This is a genomic window from Enteractinococcus helveticum (assembly GCF_001657475.1).
In the GTDB taxonomy this organism is placed as follows: Bacteria; Actinomycetota; Actinomycetes; order Actinomycetales; family Micrococcaceae; genus Yaniella; species Yaniella helvetica.
On the sequence record NZ_LXEY01000005.1, the window covers coordinates 38,601 to 61,651 of the forward strand.

Annotated in this window: 23 protein-coding genes and 2 tRNA genes; 7 read left to right on the forward strand and 18 right to left on the reverse strand. The window is 56.4% G+C overall.

What is annotated here, in order from left to right; all coding sequences use genetic code 11:
- Positions 1-408 precede the first annotated feature (408 nt).
- Complete coding sequence (locus tag A6F49_RS00785; RefSeq protein WP_043056711.1) at positions 409-723, forward strand: hypothetical protein; 315 nt, start codon at positions 409-411, stop codon at positions 721-723.
- A gap of 72 nt (positions 724-795) precedes the next feature.
- Here A6F49_RS00785 and A6F49_RS00790 read toward each other — a convergent pair whose 3' ends face one another.
- Entirely contained in the window at positions 796-1,503 is a 708-nt protein-coding gene (locus A6F49_RS00790) for a hypothetical protein (protein WP_150119320.1), read from the reverse strand.
- A 24-nt stretch (positions 1,504-1,527) separates the two neighbouring features.
- Positions 1,528-2,796, reverse strand: coding sequence for an MFS transporter (locus tag A6F49_RS00795; protein ID WP_043056713.1), 1,269 nt, complete (start codon positions 2,794-2,796; stop codon positions 1,528-1,530).
- 103 nt (positions 2,797-2,899) lie between these two features.
- Between A6F49_RS00795 and A6F49_RS00800 the strand changes: the two genes are divergently transcribed.
- Complete coding sequence (locus A6F49_RS00800; RefSeq protein ID WP_043056738.1) at positions 2,900-4,312, forward strand: phosphomannomutase/phosphoglucomutase; 1,413 nt, start codon at positions 2,900-2,902, stop codon at positions 4,310-4,312.
- Here the strand turns inward: A6F49_RS00800 and A6F49_RS00805 are convergent.
- A complete protein-coding gene (locus tag A6F49_RS00805) occupies positions 4,309-6,384 on the reverse strand; it encodes a RecQ family ATP-dependent DNA helicase (RefSeq protein WP_052504655.1) in 2,076 nt (691 codons plus the stop codon). The genes A6F49_RS00800 and A6F49_RS00805 overlap by 4 nt on opposite strands.
- Before the next feature lie 62 nt (positions 6,385-6,446).
- Positions 6,447-8,294 carry a phosphoenolpyruvate carboxykinase (GTP) gene (locus tag A6F49_RS00810; RefSeq protein ID WP_043056715.1) on the reverse strand — a complete coding sequence of 616 codons (1,848 nt, stop codon included), beginning with the start codon at positions 8,292-8,294 and terminating at the stop codon, positions 6,447-6,449.
- Between the two features lie 385 nt (positions 8,295-8,679).
- On the opposite strand from A6F49_RS00810, the gene A6F49_RS00815 reads away from it, so the two are divergent.
- Positions 8,680-8,753: transfer RNA gene (locus A6F49_RS00815), tRNA-Arg, on the forward strand.
- A 186-nt stretch (positions 8,754-8,939) separates the two neighbouring features.
- On the forward strand, positions 8,940-9,101 hold the full coding sequence (locus A6F49_RS17930) for a hypothetical protein (protein WP_161485744.1): 162 nt from the start codon (positions 8,940-8,942) through the stop codon (positions 9,099-9,101).
- On the opposite strand, the gene A6F49_RS00820 is transcribed toward A6F49_RS17930, so the two are convergent.
- The 7 genes from A6F49_RS00820 to upp form a co-directional block, all read right to left on the reverse strand.
- The gene (locus A6F49_RS00820) at positions 9,098-9,622 is read right to left on the reverse strand and encodes a SixA phosphatase family protein (protein ID WP_235604797.1); all 525 of its coding nucleotides are present in this window, start codon (positions 9,620-9,622) and stop codon (positions 9,098-9,100) included. The two genes, A6F49_RS17930 and A6F49_RS00820, sit on opposite strands and share 4 nt — an antisense overlap.
- Complete coding sequence (locus A6F49_RS00825) at positions 9,612-9,941, reverse strand: GNAT family N-acetyltransferase (RefSeq protein WP_043056716.1); 330 nt, start codon at positions 9,939-9,941, stop codon at positions 9,612-9,614. The genes A6F49_RS00820 and A6F49_RS00825 overlap by 11 nt, the downstream gene beginning before the upstream one ends.
- A gap of 1 nt (position 9,942) precedes the next feature.
- Positions 9,943-10,293, reverse strand: coding sequence for a GNAT family N-acetyltransferase (locus A6F49_RS00830; RefSeq protein ID WP_043056717.1), 351 nt, complete (start codon positions 10,291-10,293; stop codon positions 9,943-9,945).
- Positions 10,290-11,444, reverse strand: a complete 1,155-nt coding sequence (locus A6F49_RS00835; protein WP_052504656.1) for a pirin family protein — start codon at positions 11,442-11,444, stop codon at positions 10,290-10,292. The genes A6F49_RS00830 and A6F49_RS00835 overlap by 4 nt, the downstream gene beginning before the upstream one ends.
- Positions 11,441-11,944 carry a carboxymuconolactone decarboxylase family protein gene (locus tag A6F49_RS00840; RefSeq protein WP_043056718.1) on the reverse strand — a complete coding sequence of 168 codons (504 nt, stop codon included), beginning with the start codon at positions 11,942-11,944 and terminating at the stop codon, positions 11,441-11,443. The genes A6F49_RS00835 and A6F49_RS00840 overlap by 4 nt, the downstream gene beginning before the upstream one ends.
- Positions 11,945-12,035: 91 nt before the next feature.
- The gene (locus A6F49_RS00845) at positions 12,036-12,794 is read right to left on the reverse strand and encodes a winged helix-turn-helix domain-containing protein (protein WP_043056719.1); all 759 of its coding nucleotides are present in this window, start codon (positions 12,792-12,794) and stop codon (positions 12,036-12,038) included.
- Between the two features lie 230 nt (positions 12,795-13,024).
- Complete coding sequence (upp, locus tag A6F49_RS00850; RefSeq protein ID WP_043056720.1) at positions 13,025-13,660, reverse strand: uracil phosphoribosyltransferase; 636 nt, start codon at positions 13,658-13,660, stop codon at positions 13,025-13,027.
- 89 nt (positions 13,661-13,749) lie between these two features.
- Between upp and tadA the strand changes: the two genes are divergently transcribed.
- The 3 genes from tadA (at position 13,750) to A6F49_RS00865 (ending at position 15,665) form a co-directional block, all read left to right on the forward strand.
- Positions 13,750-14,187, forward strand: a complete 438-nt coding sequence (tadA, locus tag A6F49_RS00855) for a tRNA adenosine(34) deaminase TadA (protein ID WP_043056741.1) — start codon at positions 13,750-13,752, stop codon at positions 14,185-14,187.
- A gap of 50 nt (positions 14,188-14,237) precedes the next feature.
- Positions 14,238-14,325: transfer RNA gene (locus A6F49_RS00860), tRNA-Ser, on the forward strand.
- 176 nt (positions 14,326-14,501) lie between these two features.
- Positions 14,502-15,665 (forward strand): hypothetical protein, encoded by a 1,164-nt coding sequence (locus tag A6F49_RS00865; protein WP_043056721.1) that lies wholly within the window; start codon positions 14,502-14,504, stop codon positions 15,663-15,665.
- A 107-nt stretch (positions 15,666-15,772) separates the two neighbouring features.
- On the opposite strand, the gene A6F49_RS00870 is transcribed toward A6F49_RS00865, so the two are convergent.
- From A6F49_RS00870 to A6F49_RS00900, 7 genes are all read right to left on the reverse strand, one after another.
- Positions 15,773-17,068: a hypothetical protein gene (locus tag A6F49_RS00870; RefSeq protein WP_150119321.1), complete on the reverse strand. Its 1,296-nt coding sequence runs from the start codon at positions 17,066-17,068 to the stop codon at positions 15,773-15,775.
- Between the two features lie 180 nt (positions 17,069-17,248).
- Positions 17,249-17,596, reverse strand: coding sequence for a hypothetical protein (locus A6F49_RS00875; protein WP_043056723.1), 348 nt, complete (start codon positions 17,594-17,596; stop codon positions 17,249-17,251).
- 58 nt (positions 17,597-17,654) lie between these two features.
- Positions 17,655-18,251, reverse strand: a complete 597-nt coding sequence (locus A6F49_RS00880) for a metallophosphoesterase (RefSeq protein ID WP_043056724.1) — start codon at positions 18,249-18,251, stop codon at positions 17,655-17,657.
- Positions 18,252-18,718: 467 nt separating this feature from the next.
- The gene (locus A6F49_RS00885) at positions 18,719-19,852 is read right to left on the reverse strand and encodes a bifunctional 2-methylcitrate synthase/citrate synthase (protein WP_043056742.1); all 1,134 of its coding nucleotides are present in this window, start codon (positions 19,850-19,852) and stop codon (positions 18,719-18,721) included.
- A gap of 21 nt (positions 19,853-19,873) precedes the next feature.
- A complete protein-coding gene (gene prpB / locus A6F49_RS00890) occupies positions 19,874-20,803 on the reverse strand; it encodes a methylisocitrate lyase (protein WP_043056725.1) in 930 nt (309 codons plus the stop codon).
- The gene (locus A6F49_RS00895) at positions 20,804-22,321 is read right to left on the reverse strand and encodes an MmgE/PrpD family protein (RefSeq protein WP_043056726.1); all 1,518 of its coding nucleotides are present in this window, start codon (positions 22,319-22,321) and stop codon (positions 20,804-20,806) included.
- Positions 22,314-22,967, reverse strand: a complete 654-nt coding sequence (locus tag A6F49_RS00900; RefSeq protein ID WP_043056727.1) for a GntR family transcriptional regulator — start codon at positions 22,965-22,967, stop codon at positions 22,314-22,316. The genes A6F49_RS00895 and A6F49_RS00900 overlap by 8 nt, the downstream gene beginning before the upstream one ends.
- Positions 22,968-23,051: the final 84 nt, after the last annotated feature.

Genomic DNA, 23,051 nt, shown 5'->3' on the forward strand with positions numbered 1-23,051 from the left:
TTTCATTTCCTCCCCTGACTTCACGACCTCACGCACTCAGAATCAAAGCAGTCGGGCTGCGCTTGAGTAACATGGCGTACTGGATGAGCATTTTCGTCAGCGGCAGTGCCCTCGCCGCGCAGCGTGACCTTTCGGCTTGTACTCTTGCGAAGGTTTTTGATTTTCACCGTGTATACATTTCAGGGTTGGCAGCTCCTGACCCAAAAACTACTGGCCTGAGGAATCGTCAACAATACTTGGCCAAATATTGGCAGCGCTATATGACAAACTGTCAAGTCCGCAGGCCTGCGAACTACTATAGAAGGTGATGACAAAGTCATTCATCCCTTGCACTCGGCTCGAAGACCGGGCCAAACTGAGTACAGCGGATGAATGATCTCGATCAGTAGATAGATGGGAACGAAAATTATGACACAACACGATGTTTTCAATTCTGCACTCGCGCGAGCTGGTCGGGCACTCGTCGGTATTTCGACTTGGTACATCGCAGACGAGACCGGGATTGAACGCAGCAAGATTCGCAAGTTTGAGCGCGGGATCATCAACCTTCCCGATGAGAGTAAGCAGGCCATCAAGGATGTGCTGATTGAGCACGGAGCCCTGTTCCTTCCCGATTCTGAGGCCGGCGGCTACGGTGTTCGTCTGAAGCACTCGTCATCGAAGACTCGTCAGCTTGACCGCTGGGAAGCAGAAGGCGGCCCAGTCGCAGAAGACGACGTCTAAACATGTTTTCATAGCAAAACGCGCCTTAGAACATGATTTCTAAGGCGCGCTTTGCGTTCGGTTGAAAAAGTTTTAGTCTTTACCCTCATCGTCAGCAGCATGAATCTGCTGGGCAATAATTTTGATGAGATCCTGAGCTTCGTTCAATTCCAGAGCGGTGTGCTCCGTGAGCGTTTCAGCTGCGTCATCGAAGCGTTCGTCACGAACCATCGCTTCAATCTGGTCGCGAATCCACGGTGGCAGATCCTCCGATGACATGGAGATGGTTTCGTCGCCACGGTGAACTTGGATCTCGAAACGCTGCGGTTTTGGCATCTCAGCAGCTTCTTCGATCCAATCGGTGGGGACCGTTAGATCGGTGATTTGCTGATCGGCTGCATTGTCATCTGGGATGAATGGATCCGTACCGGCGACATCTTCCAGTGGCGCTTGCACGCTGTGTTCCTGAGGGAACTGGTAAAGCGCTTGGACATCCACGAAAGCTTCGATGCGACCCACGCCAGTGGCTCGATGATAGATTTCGGCGGCCTGAGCTAATTGGCCCACGGCTAGATACCGGTACACCTTGTTATGGGTGTCCTCATCCAGGCGCGCAGCAGCAGCTACCGCACCTTCTTCAGACATCCGGTCAAACAGTGCAGGTGATTTGCCCCGGGGGCTTGCGGCTGACTTAGCTTTGGTGTTGCTGGGTGCTCCAACGGAACGGCCTAATATAGCAATAAGGCCCCACACCAATAGTGCTGAAACCACAAGCAACAGCAGTGGGATAATGAACTCCATGCCGCCCATTGTACTGTCAAGTTCCTAGCTGTGAGTTGAGTTCGGCTCTTGGACCGCATTAATTCGCGGTCGGACAACAAAAACGTACAACAATGCTGTAGCGACCAGCGCCAACATCGTCAACCCTACGGTCATCAGCACGGTTCCAGGCCAGCCGAAGTGTCGTAGGAAGATGCCACCAAGCCACCCGAAGATGGATGAGCCTGCGTAGTAGCACAGGTTATATAGCGACGTGGATTGTGCGCGACCTCCTTCAGCGGCAGCACCTGCCCACCCGGAGGCCACCGAGTGCGCACCAAAGAACGCTCCAGTAAAGACCAGCACACCGATCAGCAGCACCCAAATGTTGGGAACTAAGGTCAGCAGCATTGCCACGATCATTGCGGCGCTCAGCGCCAACAGTACCCGAGAGGGACGATACTTGGCGGCCATCCGTCCGGCCCACGGGGAGCTGACCGTCCCGACAAGGTAGGCCAGAAACACTAGCGATACCACGGATACCGGAAGGTTGAAGGGATCATCGAGCAGGTAGAACCCTAAGAAGTTATACACCGCGACAAACCCGCCCATGAGCAGCATGCCTTGCAGGTACATCACGACCAGTACCGGGGACCGCAGATTCGTAGTGATGGCGGTGATGGCTTGGCGGATCGACGTCGTCGTGGGTTCAAATTTCTTTGCCGTGGGAGTGAGCAAGAGAAAACACACGGCTGAGGCAATGGCTAATACCAGCACAACACCCATGCCGAGCCGCCAGTGGTACCACTCCCCGATGGGTGCGGCAACGATCCGGCCCAGCAATCCACCAAGGACTGTCCCCGCAATGAATGTTCCGGCGGATTGTCCTGCGGACGCCGGATGGACTTCTTCGTTGAGATAGGCCATCGCCAGCGCTGGCACGCCGCCCAACGCAACGCCTTCAAGAATCCGAAAGCCCAGAATCAAGCCGAAGGTCGGTGCCAGTGTTGCTCCGAGGCCAAACAGGCAGGCTGCAATAATGGAAATGGTCATGGCGGGTTTTCGCCCTAAACGGTCCCCGACAAATGACCATGGGATGACCGCTACCGCCAGCCCGATGGTGGACGCCGAAATGAGCAGTGCCGCCTGGTCGGCGGTAATCTGCAGGTCCGTGGCAATCAGCGGTAATAGGCCCTGCGGTGAATACAGTTGGGCAAAGGTTGCCACCCCGGCGAAGAAGAGCCCGGTCATCAGGCGCCGAAATCCCGCAGTTTTGGGAGCGTGCCCCATCCATAGTTGCCCGGTGTGTGCGTCGGGATTGCTCGGCGGGTGCATGGCGACCTTTCGTCGTCGTCCTTCTCATTGTGTGCCATCTGCGGTCCTGTGATGGTATTTCTATTCTGGTGGTGGTTTCGGGTTAGACTCAGCAATTGTGAAGATTGCTTTTGATCAGCCTGCTCTGGACCTCTCTGAAAGTTTCAAAGCCTACGACGTTCGTGGCATTGAAAACACCACGATTAACGCCGATGTGGCACTTGCCGTGGGCTTCGCCTTTGTCGAAGTCACCGGCGCAACCGAGGTGTTAGTGGGCGGTGATATGCGACCGTCATCCGAAGAGTATGTCGCGGCTTTTACCCGCGGTGCCACGGCAGCTGGTGCCGAGGTCGTGCAGCTGGGCCTGATTTCCACCGATATGTTGTATCACGCATCAGGTGTACTGAATGCCCCGGGCGTAGTGTTCACGGCCTCGCACAACCCGGCCGGGTACAACGGCATGAAAATGACGCGTGCCGGAGCAGTGCCGATTTCGTCAGATAGCGGTCTTGCCGATATTCAACGTTTGGCTCAGGGATATTTGAATTTGGGATTCCTTGAGGCCGTTCAGCGCCCCGGTGGCGTGATGCAGCGCAACACCCTGACAGAATACGCCCAATATTTGCGCTCGCTGGTTGATCTATCAGCAATCCGGCCGGTGAAAATTGTGGTTGACGCCGGCAATGGCATGGCAGGGTATACAACGCCTGCAGTCTTGGGCGATCAGGTGTTAGCGTCGCTGCCAATTGAGATTATTCCGTTGTATTTCGAGCTGGATGGCACGTTCCCGAACCACCCTGCCAACCCGATTGAACCGGCAAACCTGGTTGATCTGCAGGCTGCCGTCCGCGAGCATGACGCCGATCTTGGGTTGGCTTTTGACGGCGACGCAGACCGGTGCTTTGTGGTCGATGAGCAGGGCGAACCGATCTCGCCGTCGGCTATCACCGCGATGGTCGCGGTCCGTGAGATTGCTCGAGCCAAAGCTGCCGGGGAAACCACACCGGTTATTATCTACAACCTCATCACGTCGCGGATCGTGCCGGAGGTTGTCGAGGCGGCTGGTGGCCGAGCCATCGAAACCCGGGTGGGGCACTCCTTCATCAAGGCCTACATGGCCGAGCATGGCGCGGTGTTTGGTGGCGAACACTCTGCCCACTATTACTTCCGTGATTTCTTCAACGCTGACACCGGGATGCTCGCGGCCATGCATGTGCTGGCGATGCTGGGCACCGAGGACGCCCCGGCCTCTGAACTGGCAACACAGTATTCTCCGTATGTGGCTTCTGGAGAGATCAACTCCCAAGTTCACGACCAGACCGCAACGATTGCCAAGGTGCTGGCCGAATTCGATCCGGGAGTCGAAGTCAAGGTTTCGACCATGGACGGCACGACCGTGGCAGCAGCTGACGGCACCTGGTGGTTCAATATCCGCCCATCAAATACGGAGCCCCTGCTGCGGTTTAATGCCGAGGCCCCGGATACTGCGACCATGGAATGGTTACGCGATACCGTGCTGGGCATTATTCGGTCTTAGATTGTCCCCAGGGTCAGGGGCAGTACGCCTTGGGCCCCGGCGTCGCGCAGTCGAACTGCGGCGACGGTCAGCGACCATTTGGTGTTAGCGAAGTCATCAACGAGTAACACCGGGCCGGGTTCTGGAGCCATCGCCAGCATATGGCGAAGCGGCTGGGGCACACTGTAACGATCGATGACTTGGGCTAGTCGGAATGCACTGTTTGTTGCCGGGTTATCCACGGGTCCGTTCCATCCCAATTCGCCGAGATAGGGCATTTGACCGATCTGGGAGATCGCCTGTGCTAGCGAGTTCACTAACTGCGGCCGCTTCGGCGAGGGCATGGACACCACGGCGATGGGACGCTGTGCCCAGTTCCAGTCTGCAAGCACCTCGACGACAGCTTTCACCAGCGCCTGGCTGATCGGGGCATCGGGTGTCTCAGGATCCTGGAGGGCGCGTAACGTTGTTCCCCAGCCCAGATCGGTGAGTCGCGCAAGTGCTCGGCCTGCTTCGGCCTGCAGAGCGATTTTGCCTTTCAGGTCGACCCCGAGATTGGGCATCCCGGTGGGCCACATGCGTCGTGGAGCGATCTCCACGCCGGGTCGCGACAGCACCTGGCTGGCTTGTCCTCGAGCTTCGGCAGAAATCTCGAGCTGGTGCCATGGACCCACACAATTATCACAGCGCCCACAATTGGCGGCATATTGATCATCCAGGGTTTCCGATAGGAAGCGCATGCGACACTGCGTGGTGCGCTGGTATTGGATCATAAGGTCTTGTTCCGCCACCCGTTGGGCTGCGACATTCTCATAGCGTTGCGTGTCATAGACCCATGGAGCACCGGTGGCCTGCCAACCACCCTTGGTCCGAACCATCACGTCATCCACGGCCAAGATCTTCAATAACAATTCAAGCCGCGAAGCAGACAGGTCGACCCGGGCTGATAGCGCTGGTACTGAAAGCGGTGCCGAGGCGACTTCGAGCACCTGATGAGCGACGTCCTGGTTTGGCATTGAGGCGGTTGCGAAATACTCCCAAATCCGTTGGTCTTCATGCCCGGGCAACAGGACTGCTTCGGCGTGTTCGGTCCCACGCCCGGCGCGCCCAATGTGCTGGTAGTACGACACCGGCGACGACGGTGCTCCAAAGTGCACAACAAAGCCCAAGTCGGGCTTATCGAATCCCATCCCCAGGGCAGAGGTTGCCACCAGGGCTTTGACTCGGTTATCTTTTAGGGCTGCTTCCAGCTCACTGCGCTCCTCCACTGCGGTAGCGCCGGTATAGGCGGCCACGTTGTGTCCGGCGGCTTGTAGAGCCTGGGCGATGTCTTCGGCCGCTGCCACGGTCAGCGTGTAGATAATGCCAGAAGATTCAAAGTCATTCAGGTGATCGATCAGCCATCCGATACGCGTGGCAGCATCCGCAACCGGCAGCACCGACAAGCGCAGCGAGGATCTCGCCAACGGACCGCGTGTGACAAAGACGTTGTTGCCAAGTTGTTCAATCACGTCTTCGACCACACGTTGGTTGGCGGTCGCCGTCGTGGCGAGTATGGGAGTGTTGGGAAGTTGTTCAATCACAGCACCGATGCGTCGGTAGTCCGGGCGGAAGTCATGGCCCCAATCGGAAATACAGTGTGCTTCATCGATGACTAACAGTCCCAGGCGGTCGGTGAGGTCCGGTAACTGGGTATCGCGGAAGACTGGGTTATTGAGTCGCTCAGGAGAGATCAGTAGGACGTCGATCTCGTTGCGTGCCAGACGCTGGGATATCTCATCCCAGGCAGCTGCGTTGGTTGAGTTGATGGATTCGGCCACGATGCCGGCTCGTTGCGCTGCGGCGACCTGATCCGCCATGAGCGCCAGCAGCGGTGAGATGATCAATGTGGGGCCGTGGCCTTGTTTGCGCAGCAGGGCGGTGGCGACAAAGTAGACGGCTGATTTGCCCCAGCCGGTGCGCTGGACGACCAGTCCCCGCCGGCGATCGGCAACGATGGCCTCAATCGCTTCGTATTGTCCGTCGTGGAAGGTTGCGGGTTTTCCGACAAGTTCGGATAGGACCTGGGTTGCGTCGTCGTATAAAGAAGCCATGCTTGTTAACCTAATCAACCGGGCCTGCGAATGCAGACCCGGTTGACCATGTTGTGCAAATCTTAGTTCTTTAGACCAAGACGTTCCTTGAGACCTTCGAGTTCTTCGGTCATTGCTGCTGGCAGCTTGTCACCGAATTTCGTGAACCATTCTTCGATCATTGGGATCTCGTCGTGCCATTCTTGAGCCACGAACTGGATCGAGTTGATGAGGTTCTCTTCGGAGATGTCCAGACCGTTCAGATCCAGTGCATCTTCGGTTGGGATCACACCGATTGGTGTTTCGGTGCCTTGTCCCTGTCCTTCAAGACGTTCGACAACCCATTTGAGAACGCGTGAGTTTTCGCCGAAACCGGGCCAGGAGAATTTGCCTGCGTCGTTGCGACGGAACCAGTTGACCAGGAAGATTTTCGGCATGTTTTCTTGACCGATTTTGTCTTCCATATTCAACCAGTTTTGCACGTAGTCACCGGCGGCATAACCGATGAATGGCAGCATGGCCATTGGGTCGCGACGGACGACGCCGACGGTACCTTCGGCGGCTGCGGTCTGCGCGGAGGACAAGGTTGCTCCCTTGAAGACGCCGTCCTGCCAGGAGCGGGCTTCCGTCACCAGCGGGATGGCGTTGTCACGACGACCACCAAAGAGGATGGCGTCGAGTTTGATGCCGTCTGGGCTGTAGTATTCTTCGGCCAGCATGTCCGTCTGGTCGATCGGGGTGCAGAACCGGGAGTTCGGGTGGGCTGCCGGAGTCGCAGATTCCGGTGTCCATGCGTTGCCCAACCAGTCGGTGAGCTTGGCTGGTTTTTCTTTGGTCAGGCCTTCCCACCAGACGCCACCTTCTGGAGTCAGTGCGACGTTGGTGAAGATGGTGTTGCCCTTGCTAATGGCGCGCATTGCGTTGGGGTTGGTGTGCCAACCGGTGCCTGGTGCAACGCCGAAGAAACCGTATTCTGGGTTGACGACGCGCAGTTCGTTGTCGTCATTTGGCGTGATCCAAGCGATGTCATCACCAAGGGTCTCAGCGGTCCACCCTTCAAGGGTCGGATCGATCAGCGCCAAGTTGGTTTTACCCGTGGCTGATGGGAAGGCCCCGGTGATGGTATAGGACTTGCCTTCTGGGCTGGTGAGCTTCAGGATGAGCATGTGCTCAGCCATCCAGCCTTCATCACGTGCCATCGCTGAGGCGATGCGCAGCGAGTAGGCCTTCTTGCCGAGCAGGGCGTTACCGCCGTAGCCAGAACCGTAGGAGACAATAGAGCGTTCTTCTGGGAAGTGGACGATCCATTTGGTGTCGCTGGATGGCCAGGTGACGTCTTCTTGGCCATCTTCGAGTGGTGCACCCACGGAGTGCAGCGCTGGGACGAAGAATGCATCGGTTTCTTCGATCTTGTTCAAAACATCACTGCCAACGCGTGCCATGACGCGCATGGACAGCACGACATATGGGCTGTCGGTGATTTCAACGCCAAATTTTGGATCTTTAGCATCCAGTGGACCCATGACAAATGGGACGACGTACATTGTGCGGCCGCGCATGGCGCCGTCGAATGCGTCGTTGAGGATGGCTTTCATTTCGGACGGGTCTTTCCAGTTATTGGTAAAACCAGCGTCTTCTTCTTTTTCAGAGCAGATAAACGTCCGCGACTCTACTCGCGCAACATCGGCGGGATCAGAGAAGGCCGCATAAGAGTTCGGAAACTGCGGGTCCGTGAGACGAACCAGTGAACCAGCATCGACCATTTCTTGTGCGATGCGATCGTATTCTTCTTGTGAACCGTTTACCCAATAGACAGAGTCCGGTTGGGTCAGCTCCGCTGTTTCTTTGACCCATTCCAAAAGTGGTTTGTGTTTGGTGGGTGCGGTGTCCTCGATCTGTGCAGCCAGACCAGAGGCGGCGTTTTCAACCATGTGGATCCTTTTTCGTATCGACTTACCAACCGCAGCATGACAATACCAGCACGTCGTCGTGCTGCGAACCGTTCCGGTCGGAACGAGAGTCTATGTCGCATACTTTAGCAGCCTGTTTACAGGCAACGGGCAAGATGATTCACCCAAACTTCGCCCAGAGACAACATTCCTGTCACCTTGATGGATAAAAGTGATGAACGACACCTAATTCTGCGACGATTGTGCCCCATTATGGCGGAATTCCGGGCTTTTTGGCACCCCTCAGCGTCGCAGTAATGGCTTTTTTCACGTTACTTTTCACCTGAAACCCATGCTTGGCGAGATGAGCGCCAAATCGATTTTGCATTTTCAAAAAGTCGGAGTATAGTTATATCTCGTTGCTTCGGCGCCCTTAGCTCAGCTGGATAGAGCGTCTGTCTACGGAACAGAAGGTCAGGGGTTCGAATCCCTTAGGGCGCGCTTACAACTTTCGCATTATCGTGCGGATCCTAAGCCCTTGAGATCATTTGCAGAAAAGATCTCAGGGGCTTTTCGTTTCCCCATAACGGCACCCGTTGTATGGCTCGTCAGCATCCGATCATGACGATTGGGTGTGCTGGCGGTTCTTGCCGGGTGAGACGTCGGTTGATTTCTGGAGGTTACATCGTGGCGTGGCAACGCGTAGTGCTTGGTGTGGCCATTCTTGCCCTGTCGGTCACGATGTTTGTGCCGCTGCCGTTGTGGGCGGCTGTCGTATGTATCAGTGTGGCAACACTAGCCGCACTCATGGTGATCTTGCACATGGTGTTTAGTCGGCCCCGGAGCTAACGCGGGACGACAAAGTGCGTCATTTTGGCATCGCGACCGTCGAGACTAGCCCACTGTCCTGGCACATCAAAGACCATCATCCCGAGCGTGGGATACCGTTCAGCCATCTCAATAACTGCGTGTTCATCGGAATCAACGGACGCCAATCGCATGCCCAGCTCCTGAACCCAGGGCATGTGCCCCACGAGCATGAGCGTGCGAACTTGTTCTTCGACCTCGTTGACGACTGCTAGTACTCGCGAGACCGGTGCCATATATAACCGGGAGTCTAGGTACGGGGTTGGAGCCTTGTCACCAAGTTCGTTTATTACCCATGTGGTTGTCTGACGGGTTCTGACCGCATCTGAGGTGATGATGGCGTCAGGATAGATGCCTTGTTCGACCAGCCAACGACCGGCTGCTGGCGCTTCCTGGTTGCCGCGTTGGGCAAGCGGTCGCTCGTGATCTGGCACCGGCGGGTAAGCCGCTTTGCCGTGCCGCAGGACGATGAGCCGTTTGAGGTCGCTTTGGTCAGTCAGCAAAGAAATGCTCCCCCGCTGGCTCGTCACGGTATTTCAGGTATGCCCCGTCGTCATACTCACGCATCCATTGGGCCACGTACGGGCAGATCGGCACGATCCGATAACCCTCTTGGATTGTGGTATCCATCGAATGTTTTGTCAGTTGCGCAGCCAGGCCAACATGCCGGTGGTCGGGGCGAACGTGGATGCCGGGAAAGACTCGTTGTTTCGTTCCATCTGACAGTTGGACGTCTCGATAGAGGTTCCGGGCGATCACCTCGCCGTCGTCGTCATAGACACCAAAGGATTCCTCATCACGGAACCAGCGTGGTTCAGTCATATCAGCCTCTCTGTGGGAAGTGTTCTGGTCGTGGCGTATCGAGGGCCTCTTCATAGCGTGAGTCACCATGCTTTTCGAGCCACGATTTCACATACGGGCAGATCGCGACAATGCGATACCCGTCGTCCAGGGCCTTATCGAGCGTGTATTGCACAATTTTTCCGGCGAGCCCTTGGCCGCGATAGTCTTCATTGGTGTGCGTCGAAATGAACACGCGTTGCTTGGTACCGTCCGCGGTGACATGGTTGGCATGATATTCTCGGGCGGCAATGTTGCCCGTATCGTCGACAATCATGCCGGTAAAGCCTTCTTCTTCAACGAATTTCGGGTTGTCTACAGTTGGGGTGGTCATCGGTCCTCCTGTGGCTTACGACGTGCAACGGTTGGTGGATTTTGACGGGGTTTCATGGGCAGTGCGGGCAAAGCTGGCGCCGGCAGGGGTGCGGGTTCATCCGGTGGGAATTCGCCATATTGCGGGAACCGTGTGCTGTCTGGGTAGGCGTTGGGTAAGAGCTCATCAAGCAGTGGACCCGAGAGAGCGGTGTCGAGGTCATGGCCAACCAACGGTGAACCCTCGGCTGGCGGTTCGAATCCCATTTCTGCTTGGTATCGCTGGCGCCACTGTGCGATCTCATCATGGGAGCGTCCAACGAAGTTCCACCACATCACGATGTCTTCGTTGAGGGGTTCACCACCAATAAGCATCACCCTGATGGGATGCTCCCCGGAGCTTAGCTGCAGCTGCGTGACGCCGGTCCCCAGATAGCCCAGGTGGTTTTCTTCAATTAATGCGCCATTGAAATTGGCGGTGCATTCAACAGCCAATAGCCCGTGCTCATGCTCGGCGGGCACGTCGATGTTCAGCGTGGTGTGCGGTTCAAGTCGAATCTCTGCGGCACAGAGCGGGCTATAGGTTTCGACCGGTGAAGTTGAACCCAGCAGGGAACCGATGGCGACTTTAGCCTCCCAGCCATCTCCGGTGACCGTTTCAGGACGGTACTGGTCCAGGTGCGGTTCCGTAAAGCGGTGCGCTTCTGGGAAGGCGTACCACAGCTGCACTCCGTGCAAGAACGTGGTGTCCGCGGTCGAGTGCTCGGAGTGCGTAATGCCAAATCCGGCACTCATGAGGTTAACTTCTCCGGGCCGTACCAACGCCCAGTTTCCTGCGGAGTCGATATGGTCAACCCGGCCCTCAAATAGCCAGGACACGGTGGCCAGTCCAGTGTGTGGGTGTCGGGCTACCCGCATACCTCCAGATTGTGCGACGTCGTCGGGCCCGAAGTAGTCCAGGAAGCACCAGGCGCCAATCAACGAACGGGCGCGCTGTGGGATCGTGCGTTGCACTGTCATGGCTCGTGGTCCACCCAGCGGTACTGCGCGGGGTTCTAGGACTTCCACGATGTAATCGGTGCCGTATTTTTCTGCAAAGCCAGGGGCGAGCCCCTGGGCATGCTTGGGCATGTTGTAATCGATCAGTTCTGGATTGGGATCTAGATTTGTCACAGCGTGTCCTCCAGCGCCGCCTGAGTCTCTTTTGAAGGTTGCACCGGATGGTGCGAAAGAATAGAGATGCGATTGGTCAGGTTCATGGCCATGGCCAGCCACTGCACTGCCGCATATTGCGCTTCGGTCAGACGCGCAGAAGAAACCAGCTGGGCTGCCTGGACCGAATCGATATCACTAATCTGGGTGACCTGCTCGGCCAGCTGGAGCGCGGCTCGTTCGGTTTCGGTATAGAGATTTTCGGCTTCCCACCAGGCGGGTAACGCGCCGAGTCGTTGGGAAGAAACGCCTGCTTTAACGGCGTAACGGGTGTGCAATGCTAAACAAAATGCACACCCGTTAATTTGGGAAACTCGTAGATTGACCAGTTCGATCAGCTGGTCGCTCAGCCCGGCTGCCCGGGCGTCCTCCCCCACGATTTTGACGAATGCAGTGACGGCCTTCCAGGCATCAGGATTCGATTTGTCGAGATAGAACTGTAGGGGGTCGCGACTGGCCATATGGCTGCTCCTTCCAAAGCTTCTGCTTTGCCAAGTCTAGCCGTATCAGACTGGACTGGGCAGGGGCGAAGCCTTCGGAAGAAGCGGCAGGCTAAATGGAATATTCAGGCGCAGCCCAGACAACAACCTCTGGGTGCTCATAGAAACGGTAGCCTTGTCCGCGAACCGTGCGTACGGTACCTGACAGGCGACCAAGTTTGGCGCGCAGACGACGAATGTGGACGTCGATGGTGCGCTCGTTAGGGACTTCTTCGGTATCGTCCCAGAGGGTTTCCAGCAGCTCTTCACGGTTGACTGTGCGACCACCGTTTTCAACCAGGTAGTTGAGCAACTCAAATTCTTTATACGTCAGATTCAATGGTTCACCGTCAAGCAGCACTTCACGGCGGGCAAGATCGATCAGCACACCGGGCTGGCGAGTGGATACTGGTGCCGGCGCTGCAGCAAGTTCTGGAGAGATCGCCTGCTGGATTGTCGGATCTGCGGTGACCTGACGAACGACGTCAAGGTCATCACCGGCAACATTTGCCGGGGCGATAGCCACTGCGGCGTACGAATCAGCACCAGGAACCAATGTCTCAACGTAATGGCGCAGTTCGTTGGCCAGTCGAGTCAGAGAGGTGCCGGCGGCCAGCGCAGCCTGTTCATCCATACCAACATAGAGCACGAAACCGCGTGCTTCAGTCTCCATATGAACCGGTGCTGCGGCACCATTTTCTGAAGGTTGTTCTGAAGGAACGGCATGTAGCCTGTTCTGATCCGCCTCCCGATAGGCTCTTACTCGTTCTGCTCGGCGTTGTGCATTACGAACCGAGATGTGAACGTAACCTTGCTGGGGCGCGCTTGTCATAGAGTCATTCCTTCAACAAACTAAACGGTGGTGACCACCGATGACGCTTGAGCCTAACCTGACTCAAGCCGGTATCTGCTACCCCAACATTGACGCGTAACAGTCTCGTAACGCAAACGCGCACCCTACATTCATCTCACTATGTGGACTTTGCGGGCATATTTGTGACGAAACTCACTCGTAACATTCGAATTCTTGGCCCCGAAAGTGCCCATACACCTGTATAAGGACTAGCCCGCAACACCATAAAGTCGGTCACCGGCATCGCCAAGACCCGGCACAATATAGGCATTCTCGTCCAGGTGGTCGTCAATGGCTGCAATGTAGAGATTCATGTCAATATCATTGAGATTCTCTTGCAGGTACTGCAGTCCCTCGGGGGCTGCCAGCAAACAAATCGCCGAGACCTGGCGTGCATTGCGCTTATACAAGAAGCGACAGGCTTCGGCCAGTGTGCCACCGGTTGCCAGCATCGGATCTAGTAAGAATACATGTCGCCCGGTGAGGTCTTTTGGCAGGCGTTCAGCGTAGGTAACAATGTTCAACGTTTCGTCATCACGGATCATGCCTAGGAAGCCAACTTCGGCCGTCGGCGCCATACGAACCATGCCGTCCAGCATCCCCAATCCCGCTCGCAGAATCGGTACGACCAATGGGCGCGGTTTGGCGATTTCCTTGCCGGTCGTTGCGGTCACCGGAGTCTGGATATCGACGTCGACCACCGCAAGATCCCGGGTCGCCTCGTACGCCAATAACATGACGAGTTCTTCGGTAACCTGACGGAAAATCATCGACGGCGTTTCCTGTTTACGAAGGACCGTGAGTTTATGTGCCAGCAATGGGTGATCGATGTGATGAACTTGCATGCTGTCAGTTTAGCCTGATCGCCTAGGCTAAACCTGTGTCCACTTCTACTGCTACACCACTGCCCGACGACGCCGTCCTGGCCTCCTGGATGCGTCAGGCACTTCGTGCCGCCCAGACAGCAGCAGCCACTGACGATGTCCCTATCGGAGCCGCCATATTCTGCCCCGATGGCCGACTGATCTCTACGGGGGTGAATGCGACCCGACAATCCGGGGATCCAACCAAGCACGCTGAGATGATTGCCATCTCCAACGCCGTGATGGCACTTGCTGACTCCGAATGGGAGCTTACCGACTGCACGCTTGCGGTGACGATCGAGCCGTGTTCCATGTGTGCCGGAGCAATCGTGTTGTCACGACTCCCCCGCGTGGTCTTTGGCGCCTGGGAACCAAAAACCGGAGCAGCCGGGTCAGTTCTTGATGTCCTAAGAGAACCCAGACTCAACCACCAGGTCGAGGTCGTCGCAGGGGTTTTGGCCGATGAGTGCGGCGAGCTATTGCGCCACTTCTTTGCAAGCAAACGATGATTTTAGTTTTCATGGCCCCATCGGGTATACTTGGTCGGGTGTAAACACACGGTAGCGTGTCCGAGCGGCCGAAGGTGAAGCACTCGAAATGCTTTGTACGGCAACCCCGTACCGAGGGTTCAAATCCCTCCGCTACCGCTGAACAGAAAGCTCCTCCATCGTTGATATTGCAACGGGTAGGAGCTTTCTTTTTTCTCAGTCCCCTTTCCTTGGGCGCATTCTGGGCTTAAAGTTTTCGATTACAGTGTCATCTACATGTCATAACGACGACAACCCACGTCACTGATGAGGCACGAGAAATAAGGGACGGCTACATGAATAGCTCAGCTGCAGCGTCAACCATAGCGGAGCGTCTGCTCGCTGGTCCCAGAGGCCGCCGGTTCTTACTGGAATATGCGTTGGCTTCGGAACTCGCACAGAATCCGGTCCGTAGTGAAGAGTCCTTCGGACCTGCGGCATTCGACGCCGCCTACCGCCTGGATCCGGCTGTTATCAGCGGGAGCGCACGCAGGCTGCAATCAGTATTTGGAGAAGTTACCGAAGAGCCCGATACGCCGATGGTCACTCCCGCCGAAGCCGCAGAGCGCTTGGACATGGTCGAGCTGTTGGACCCCACTCCGAAAACTCTACGAAGTGCCCTAGCAGTCGCTGTAGACAACGCTCGCTACTGGCAGGAACCTGATGGTGACGACGTGCTCGCGGCAACACCCGATATGCGACATGCCCTCCGGCGCGTGGCCGAACATATCGCAGCCTCACCACTGGCAGCTTGGTGGTGGACTCCGGTTGATCGGTTTACACAACACTGCGTGTTATGGGAGGGTGCCGCACCAGTCAGCATTCCTGACGACGTGCATGCAACATTACTTGCGGCCCGTGATCAGCAATGGGCTGACGAGCGCGTGGCTCTCCAGGAACGCGATCCGGACCCAACTGCCAACTGGAGCGATGAATGGTGGTCCCGCCCACCGGTCACTATGCCGTCATCGGCGCGCAAGTTGTTTGACGATAGCCCTGCTGGCCTGTGGTTCGTCGAGGACAGCTTCGGCTGGGAACAAGCACAAAGCATGAGACTGCTCGTGTCGGATGACGATTCTGTGTTCGAGATTAGAGATGCTTCCGACTGGGCACAGCTGTGTGCACGGTTTCCGATGGACGTCACCGCGCAGAAACGCCACGATTGGTACCGAACCACGGGACGAATAGGCCGGTGGATAATTCCCGACTGGGTGCAGGTTGCAGAACATTATGACGCCGTACATCTTCAGGTTGGTGCGTACCTCTCGGCTGCTGGTGTTGCCATCCCCGTCGACGACGTCACTGATTCCGCCAGTGTGATCGCCGGCTGGGACCCCGATAGGACCTATTGGTTTTCCTCCAACGTTGCTTACGACTACGAACGCATCGGGTGGTTGCTCGTTGAAGATGGCGTCGACATGGTGTGGAAGCCAATGTCAGCCCAGGAGACACATACCTGATTCGGTTGGCAGTCATGGTCTAGAGGACACGAGCATGCACAGCGCATTGGCTCATGGCAGCCGTAATTCTGGTTTGAGCTCCCTCACATAGTTCGATCTGACCGGGTTTAGTCGATTTGCTCCGAAGGCTGGATATCGGCATCACCTTCGTCGGCTTCGGTATCTTCTGGTGGATGGTTCGGGAAATAGCTGTCGCCCGGAATGATTTCACGCTGCTCGGCACGGTCATTTTCAACCTGCATGAGTTCCAAACTATCGCCTGGTGCGCACCCACCGACGGCTCCCACTTTGTATTTGTCAGCGCCTGGGATGACTTCACGGTCTGCCCGGCGCTGGCGCTCTTCGTCCTGGAGAGCAAAGATGTCGCCGGGGGCACAGCCGCCAACGGCTGTAGCCCGAGCGGCGTACGGGATCCCCTCAAGGTTGCCAAAAATCTGCGGTAACGCGTGCACCACAGTGTTCTGCTGGCCAGAGTCACCGGGGGTTAGGCCGTGCCACCACTCGTTGATGGTCACCGGATCGATCAAGTGCAGCTGGTTGGCTAAGGCCGGAGACGACTCGAACAACTTGGCCAGTTGCTCTTGGTCGAGACGCTTCAATAGTTGCGGGTCAGACATCGCCGGGACTAGAGCTGACGCAGCCATGCCATTCAACACGGAATCCAGCAGCCCCACCCCGCCGGCGACCTCAAATGCATCGGCAATGTAATAGATCCATTGGGCATCGGTTTCACATTCGACAAGATAGTCTGCAAACCCGTTCAGCAGGGTAAAAGAATCGACAGTAACCCAGGAACAGGTGGTACGGAATGCAGACCAGGCCGACTGCAGGGTTGAAAGCTCTTCATCCAGGATCCGGTTACAGCTTTGACTCGTGGCCACAAACCCGCGCAGCAGATTGGGGCGGGCAGAACTGGTGTCTTCCGAGCTTCCGCCGCTCGTACGGATCCTGCCCCTCGGTTCGAAGTTTGCCGTGATTGTGGGTGGGGTAATTGGGGTTTCCGATGGCTTATTCATCCACCGGTCAACGATGGGTACCCCGTGGGCAACAAAGGGATTCAGCCCCGCTGAAGCACCGCCCGCAGTAAAAGCATCCCACAGTGGCTGGCGCTGCTCCCACTCAGCCAAGTCATCAAGGCGTTGCTGTTCCTTTTGTGCCTGAGCTTTTGCTGTACTGATCTGCGTGCTCAGACTGAACAAGACATTGACCAACACATTGGCATCCGTGGCTGCATCATCAGCGGCTTGAATAAAAAGTTCCTTGTACGCACCAGCGAAATCAACCAGCGCATGCTCGACGGCATCTGAACGCTCCTGCCGCTGTCGCTCCACCCGCTCCTGAGTCTGTTCGATGGTCCTAATCAGATTGACTGCAGTCGACTCATAAAAGTCAAGAGTACGCACAAAAGCCTATAGCTCCGAAAATATCGTAAAGCTTGTGTGATCCAGGAGGAGAGATCGACACCACGATTAGCCTGGCAGTGTCAGCTGAGCAAGACAAATCACCCGCGCAAGTTCAGCATGAAAACGCAGGGCTACAATACGCTTCGTTTCCATCAAGATCCGGAGAGGGTTTGGATGAGACTATTTGAGTTCCTCCACAATGCTGTTGCCTGTTTCAGGCCGAGACTCCCAGGCCCATGACTCATGCAAACGCACACGACCGTCGTCAAGAATCTCTACGGTTGAATCGCAAACTCCCGTGGACGTTTCTTTGCTGGTGCTCAGATGTGCATAGCGGAAGTGCAGCTTCTCGCCGCGGCGGGTGCCCACCAGGTAGCCACGAATAATTGAGCCGCCTGAGTATTCAGCCCAAATAATGTCTTGGTCCTGGTGATAGGTAAAGATCGTTGATTGCCCGACTTCACCGGACGACGAGTTCTCTACACCAGCAAATATTCGCCCCTCGAGCGATACAGCTTCAGCATCCATGGCCTCACCCTAACAGCAAATAAGGTAGTCAAAGCTGACAACGCCCTTGGGTTGCGCTTCATGCACCGCCAATGTTGTCCGCCTCTAAGAGAGCCATCACTTCGTGTAGTTTTGCTGGCCTGCCCCAGGCATCCCAGGAAACACATACCTGATTTGGTCGGGCCACATCCGTTGGTGCTGGTTGGTGAGTGTGACCGTGAATGAGCGGGAGCCCATAGTCCCGGAGTCGCCACTGGTTAAAGCGCTGCTCTACCGTGTGGTCGCCCGTATACGGGAAGTGGGATAGCAAGACGTCGCCACGATTGTGCCGGATCTTGGCAAAGGGCAACACCGACGTAAAAACTCCGAAATATTTTGACTGTTCTTTATGGGCATGCCGGTGCATGGGATGACAGGTATCATGATTACCTGAAACGAGATGCATGATAGCCCCGGTCTTAGACTGAACGTGTTGCAACAAGGAAAGCGCATGGTCGCGACGGGAGCTCCACCCCATCAAGTCACCAAGAATCCATAGCGTGGAATCTTCAAGCACGGTACTGATCACAGTTTCCACGATCATCTCATCGTAGTCATTCACGTTGCTGTAGCCGCGATTTCTGGCGACAAGTTCGTCCCCTAAATGCAAGTCAGCGGTGAAATACATTCTGCTCATGTGGTGATTCCTTCGCCACGATCGTGGCGCGCTTCTGGCACCACGGTATTGACTCTATTCTCCGACATTGGTGTCAGGTACTTCTAGGCCAACGAGCACTATTCACGGGGAACGCGTTTGTTGCTGTGCTCACCAGCCCGATTATCAGGGCGTAGAACTTGAGGGGAATATGCACCGAAATACCACGTTTTCGATGAAATAGGACCCTGATTTTCGTAGACACAGTTAGCAGCATGCGGTAAAATTATCAGTGAGGGAAAAGGAAATCAGAGGTGAAAATCAGATTTAGAATTCCCTCGCGAAAGCCCTAACGGGTAATCGGAAAGGCCAGCGGTCACCGGAAGAAAGAAATTTTCTCCAAAGGTGACCGCTAGTTTTTTGTCCAGACTCTGTTAGATCAGAGAGTCAAAAGCCGCGAACCCCTGTGCTTGCAGGGATCCGCGGCTTTCAGTATGCCGTTGTCAGGCTTAGATTTCGCGCTGGTCTGGGCCGTTGTAGGCAGACAGTGGGCGAATCAGTGCGTTGTCAGCACGCTGTTCGATAATGTGAGCGGTCCACCCGGTAATGCGCGAGGCAATGAAGATCGGGGTGAACATTTCGGTGTCGAAGCCCATCAGGTGATAGGTCGGACCGGCCGGGTAGTCGAGGTTTGGCAGAATGTTCTTGGCCTCGGTCATGGCGTTTTCCAGACCGTCGTAGAGGCCCAGGATCTCGTGTCGACCGTAGTAGTCGATCATCCGATCTAGTGCTGCCTTCATGGATGGCACACGCGAATCACCAGATTTGTATACGCGGTGACCGAAGCCCATAATCTTCTTCTTTTCGGCCAGGGCAGCTTCCATCCATGCCTTGGCGCGTTCGGCAGCCGATTCACGGGATTCGTTTTCGTCAATACCGATGTCATGGAACGTGTGCATCACGGCTTCATTTGCGCCACCGTGCAGGTTACCCTTCAGCGCACCGATTGCACCGGTGACCGCCGAGTGCAGATCCGACTCAGTTGAGGTAATGACCCGTGCCGTGAAAGTCGAAGCGTTGAACGAGTGCTCAGCATAGAGGACCATCGAGACGCGGAATGCATCGACAACTTCTTCTGCTGGTTCTTCCCCGAAGGTCATCCACAAAAAGTTCTGTGCATAGTCCAGGTCGTCGCGTGGTTCAATAACGTCCATGCCACGACGACGGCGCTGATCATAAGCAACAACAGCGGGGAATGCGGCAAAGAGTTCTTTGGCTTTGCGCAGCTCGACCGACGGGTCGGAGTTTTCGGCGTCGTCGTGACGAGCACCGATCACCGAAACCGCGGTGCGGGCAACGTCCATCGGGTGGGCATCTTTTGGCAGCAGGTCGATCGCGGCCTTGACAGCCGGATCCAGGGCGCGATTGGCGCGTTCCAGCTTGATGAAGTCATCCAGTTGCTCTTGGGTTGGCAGTTCGCCATGCCACAGCAGCATGGCAACTTCTTCAAAGGATTTTTTGCTGGCCAGATCTTGTACCGGATAGCCGCGATACAGCAGCGAGTTGGTGTCTGGGTTGACTTTGGAAATGGCGGTGGAATCGGCAACAACGCCGACTAGGCCTTTTCTGATCTCTTCAGTCATGGACATGGTTCTCCTCGGGGTTTAGAGGTTTTCGGCGTTGGCTTGAGTATCCAGGCCGGGCACTTCGAAGTTGAAGATCCCGGAGTCAAATGCGTTGTAGTCCTCGTAGGCCACCAGTTCATACAGTCTTGCACGAGTCAGCATCTGATCGACATAGGCATCCTGTGTGCCGTTGGCGGTGATGGTATCCAGCACACGCTCGGCGGCACCCATGGCACTGCGTAACAGCGTGACCGGGTAGATAATCATGGCCACGCCGACGTCGGCGAGTTGCTGGCGGGTGAACAGTTCAGATTTGCCGAACTCGGTCATATTTGCCAACACAGGAACATCGACGGCGTTGGTGATCGCTTCGAATTCGGACAGGTCCTTCATCGCTTCCGGGAAGATCGCATCCGCCCCGGCATCCACCATGGCACGTGCTCGCTCGATGGCTGCGTCCAGCCCGTTGATGCCCCGGATATCTGTGCGTGCCATGATGAGGAAGTTGTCATCAATGCGCGCGTCGGCGGCGGCAGCGATCCGCTGGGTCATGGTCGCGGTGTCCACGACGGTCTTGCCATCGAGGTGGCCACAGCGTTTGGGCAGGACTTGGTCTTCGATGTGCATCCCGGCCAGGCCGGCGTGTTCCAGTTCCTGGATGGTACGAGCCAGGTTCATGGGTTCACCGAAGCCGGTGTCGGCATCCACCAGCGCGGGCAGATCTGTCATGCGGGCGATCTGGCCGGCGCGGGCTGCCACCTCCGGTAGCGTGGTTAGGCCAATGTCGGGCAGGCCCAGATCGTTGGCCAGCACGGCCCCGGAGATGTAGACGCCGTCGAAGTTTTTTTCTTCGATCAGCCGGGCGCTCAACGGGTTGAATGCGCCCGGGAACTGGCGTGCCGCTCCGGGGGTGAGCATCTTGCGTAAGGCAACCCGCTTGTCGGCGGGGCTGACTTTTGAGTACAGCATTTAGAAGAGTCCCTTCGGGGCGTCTGCCGGATTGATGTATCCGGGTTTGGCAACCACGTTGAGCTGATCGAGTTCACCAGCTTTGAGTTCATCAAGGCGCGCAACGACATCCAAAAAGCGTGTGATCTCCGCCTCTTCCACAATACCTTCTGCCAGGGTGCGCAATTTGTTGATGTACTGTTCGCGACCAAATGGACGGGCACCTAGTGGGTGGGCGTCAGCCACAGCGATTTCGTCGGTAATGACGGTACCGTCTTTCAGCGTGATTTCTACCGAGCCACCGAAGGCTTTTTCGTTGAGATCCAGCGAGTGATAACGGCGGGTCCATTCTGGGTCTTCGACCGTGGAGACCTTGTGCCACAGTTCAACGGTGTCTGGGCGCTGGGCGCGTTCTGGGGCATAGGAATCGACGTGGTGCCAGCTGCCGTCCTGTAAGGCAACCGCAAAGATGTACATGATCGAGTGGTCCAGGGTCTCACGCGAGGCGTTGGGGTCCATCTTTTCTGGGTCATTGGCCCCGGTACCGATCACATAGTGGGTGTGGTGGGAGGTCTTGATCAGAATTGATTCGACATTGGCCGGATCGGTGGCCTCCGGGTGTTCAGTATGCAGCTTGCGGGCCAGGTCAATCCAGGCCTGGGCTTGGTATTCGGCCGAGTGTTCCTTGGTGTAGGTGTCTAAGATGGCGCGTTTTGCTTCGCCTTGTTCTGGCAGTGGGACGCTGTAGCAGGCATCCGGGCCGTCGAGCAGCCAGGCGATGAAGCCGTCTTCACCTTCATAAATTGGGACCGGTGAGGTCTGGCCGCGCAGTGCACGGTCAATGGATTCTACGGCCATCTTGGCGGCAAATGCTGGTGCATGGGCTTTCCACGTGGAGATTTCGCCTTTACGCGACTGTCGCGTTGCGGTGGTGGTGTGTAGGGCCTGGCCGACAGCTTGGAAAATGGTTTCGACATCGGCGCCCAGCAGGGTGCCCAGACCAGCGGCTGCGGATGGACCGAGGTGTGCGACGTGGTCAATCTTGTGCTCGTGCAGGCAAATCGCCTTGACCAGGTTGACCTGGATCTCATAACCGGTGGCAATACCGCGGATCAGATCGTGACCGGATTTTCCGGCGTGTTCGGCGGCCGCCAGAATTGCTGGGATGTTGTCGCCGGGGTGGGAGTAGTCTGCTGCCAGGAAGGTGTCGTGGTAATCGAGTTCACGAACCGCCACACCGTTGGCCCAGGCTGCCCACTCTGGCGACACTTTTTCTTCGATACCGAAGACCGAAGCACCGGTGCCGTTGGTTGTTGGTGCGTGGGTCACGGCCTGGGAGCGTGCCGAGATGATTGGCGCGCGATTCAGCGATGCAACGGCAACCGAAGCGTTATCGATGATGCGGTTGATAATCATCTCTTTGACTTCGTCGGTGACTTCGACGTCGTCGGCGGCGACTTTGGCAATCTTATATGCCAGTTGGTCTTCGCGCGGCAGGTTCTCGGCGGATGGGTAGACGCGTACTTCGTGGTTAATCATGATGTCCCTTCGGGGTTTCAGCGTGGGTCAAAATGTGGTCCAGTGAGGCCTGTAAATGCATAATCGTGGCTGCACTGGCGACCAGAGGGTCTTTATTAGCAATGGCTTCGGCGATCCGGGCGTGTTCCACCGCCGAGGCGGCGAGACGTTGCGGATTGTCTTTGGCCATGCGACGTACTCGTGTCAGGTGGACTCGCAAATTTGAAAGCGCCCCGGAGATGTAGCTGTTGCCGGCCGCGGAATCGATGAGCTCATCCATGGTGGCAATCAGTTGATAGTAGGTTCCGGGGTCCTCTAAAACTTGTGAGTCGCAGCTGATGGCGCGGAACTGTTGAGCCAGCGGCACAAACTGTTCGGTGTGGTTGCTGGTGGCCGCCAGCCTGGCTGCTTCGGTTTCTAATACGCGACGCAACACGAACATATCGTCCAGATCGTCCAGCGAAACATCCGAGACTACGGTGCCGCGGCCTCGTTGTGCTTCGGCCAAACCATCCGCCACCAGTTTTGCAACGGCTTCGCGAACGGGCGTTCTGGAGACGCCGAGGCGTTCCGATAACTCGACTTCAGCCAGCACAGAGCCGGGTGGGAGATCCCAATTCAGAATGTCCTGCCGCAGCGCTTGATAGGCTCGTTCACTTGCTCGCATAACTCACAGTGTATACACAGATCCAGGGTTTTGGCCAGCATTGTGAGTTATGTTCCGCAAAAATCGCCAATCTGTATACACTCT

What these genes read in the sequence shown, in the direction of transcription:
- A6F49_RS00785 (WP_043056711.1), top strand. Translation starts at nt 409, where the DNA reads ATGACACAACACGATGTTTTCAATTCTGCACTCGCGCGAGCTGGTCGG.
- A6F49_RS00790 (WP_150119320.1), bottom strand. Translation starts at nt 1,503, where the DNA reads ATGGAGTTCATTATCCCACTGCTGTTGCTTGTGGTTTCAGCACTATTG.
- A6F49_RS00795 (WP_043056713.1), bottom strand. Translation starts at nt 2,796, where the DNA reads ATGCACCCGCCGAGCAATCCCGACGCACACACCGGGCAACTATGGATG.
- A6F49_RS00805 (WP_052504655.1), bottom strand. Translation starts at nt 6,384, where the DNA reads ATGGCTTCTTTATACGACGACGCAACCCAGGTCCTATCCGAACTTGTC.
- A6F49_RS00810 (WP_043056715.1), bottom strand. Translation starts at nt 8,294, where the DNA reads ATGGTTGAAAACGCCGCCTCTGGTCTGGCTGCACAGATCGAGGACACC.
- A6F49_RS00825 (WP_043056716.1), bottom strand. Translation starts at nt 9,941, where the DNA reads ATGACTGAACCACGCTGGTTCCGTGATGAGGAATCCTTTGGTGTCTAT.
- A6F49_RS00830 (WP_043056717.1), bottom strand. Translation starts at nt 10,293, where the DNA reads ATGACCACCCCAACTGTAGACAACCCGAAATTCGTTGAAGAAGAAGGC.
- A6F49_RS00840 (WP_043056718.1), bottom strand. Translation starts at nt 11,944, where the DNA reads ATGGCCAGTCGCGACCCCCTACAGTTCTATCTCGACAAATCGAATCCT.
- A6F49_RS00845 (WP_043056719.1), bottom strand. Translation starts at nt 12,794, where the DNA reads ATGACAAGCGCGCCCCAGCAAGGTTACGTTCACATCTCGGTTCGTAAT.
- upp (WP_043056720.1), bottom strand. Translation starts at nt 13,660, where the DNA reads ATGCAAGTTCATCACATCGATCACCCATTGCTGGCACATAAACTCACG.
- tadA (WP_043056741.1), top strand. Translation starts at nt 13,750, where the DNA reads ATGCGTCAGGCACTTCGTGCCGCCCAGACAGCAGCAGCCACTGACGAT.
- A6F49_RS00865 (WP_043056721.1), top strand. Translation starts at nt 14,502, where the DNA reads ATGAATAGCTCAGCTGCAGCGTCAACCATAGCGGAGCGTCTGCTCGCT.
- A6F49_RS00875 (WP_043056723.1), bottom strand. Translation starts at nt 17,596, where the DNA reads ATGGATGCTGAAGCTGTATCGCTCGAGGGGCGAATATTTGCTGGTGTA.
- A6F49_RS00880 (WP_043056724.1), bottom strand. Translation starts at nt 18,251, where the DNA reads ATGAGCAGAATGTATTTCACCGCTGACTTGCATTTAGGGGACGAACTT.
- A6F49_RS00885 (WP_043056742.1), bottom strand. Translation starts at nt 19,852, where the DNA reads ATGACTGAAGAGATCAGAAAAGGCCTAGTCGGCGTTGTTGCCGATTCC.
- prpB (WP_043056725.1), bottom strand. Translation starts at nt 20,803, where the DNA reads ATGCTGTACTCAAAAGTCAGCCCCGCCGACAAGCGGGTTGCCTTACGC.
- A6F49_RS00895 (WP_043056726.1), bottom strand. Translation starts at nt 22,321, where the DNA reads ATGATTAACCACGAAGTACGCGTCTACCCATCCGCCGAGAACCTGCCG.
- A6F49_RS00900 (WP_043056727.1), bottom strand. Translation starts at nt 22,967, where the DNA reads ATGCGAGCAAGTGAACGAGCCTATCAAGCGCTGCGGCAGGACATTCTG.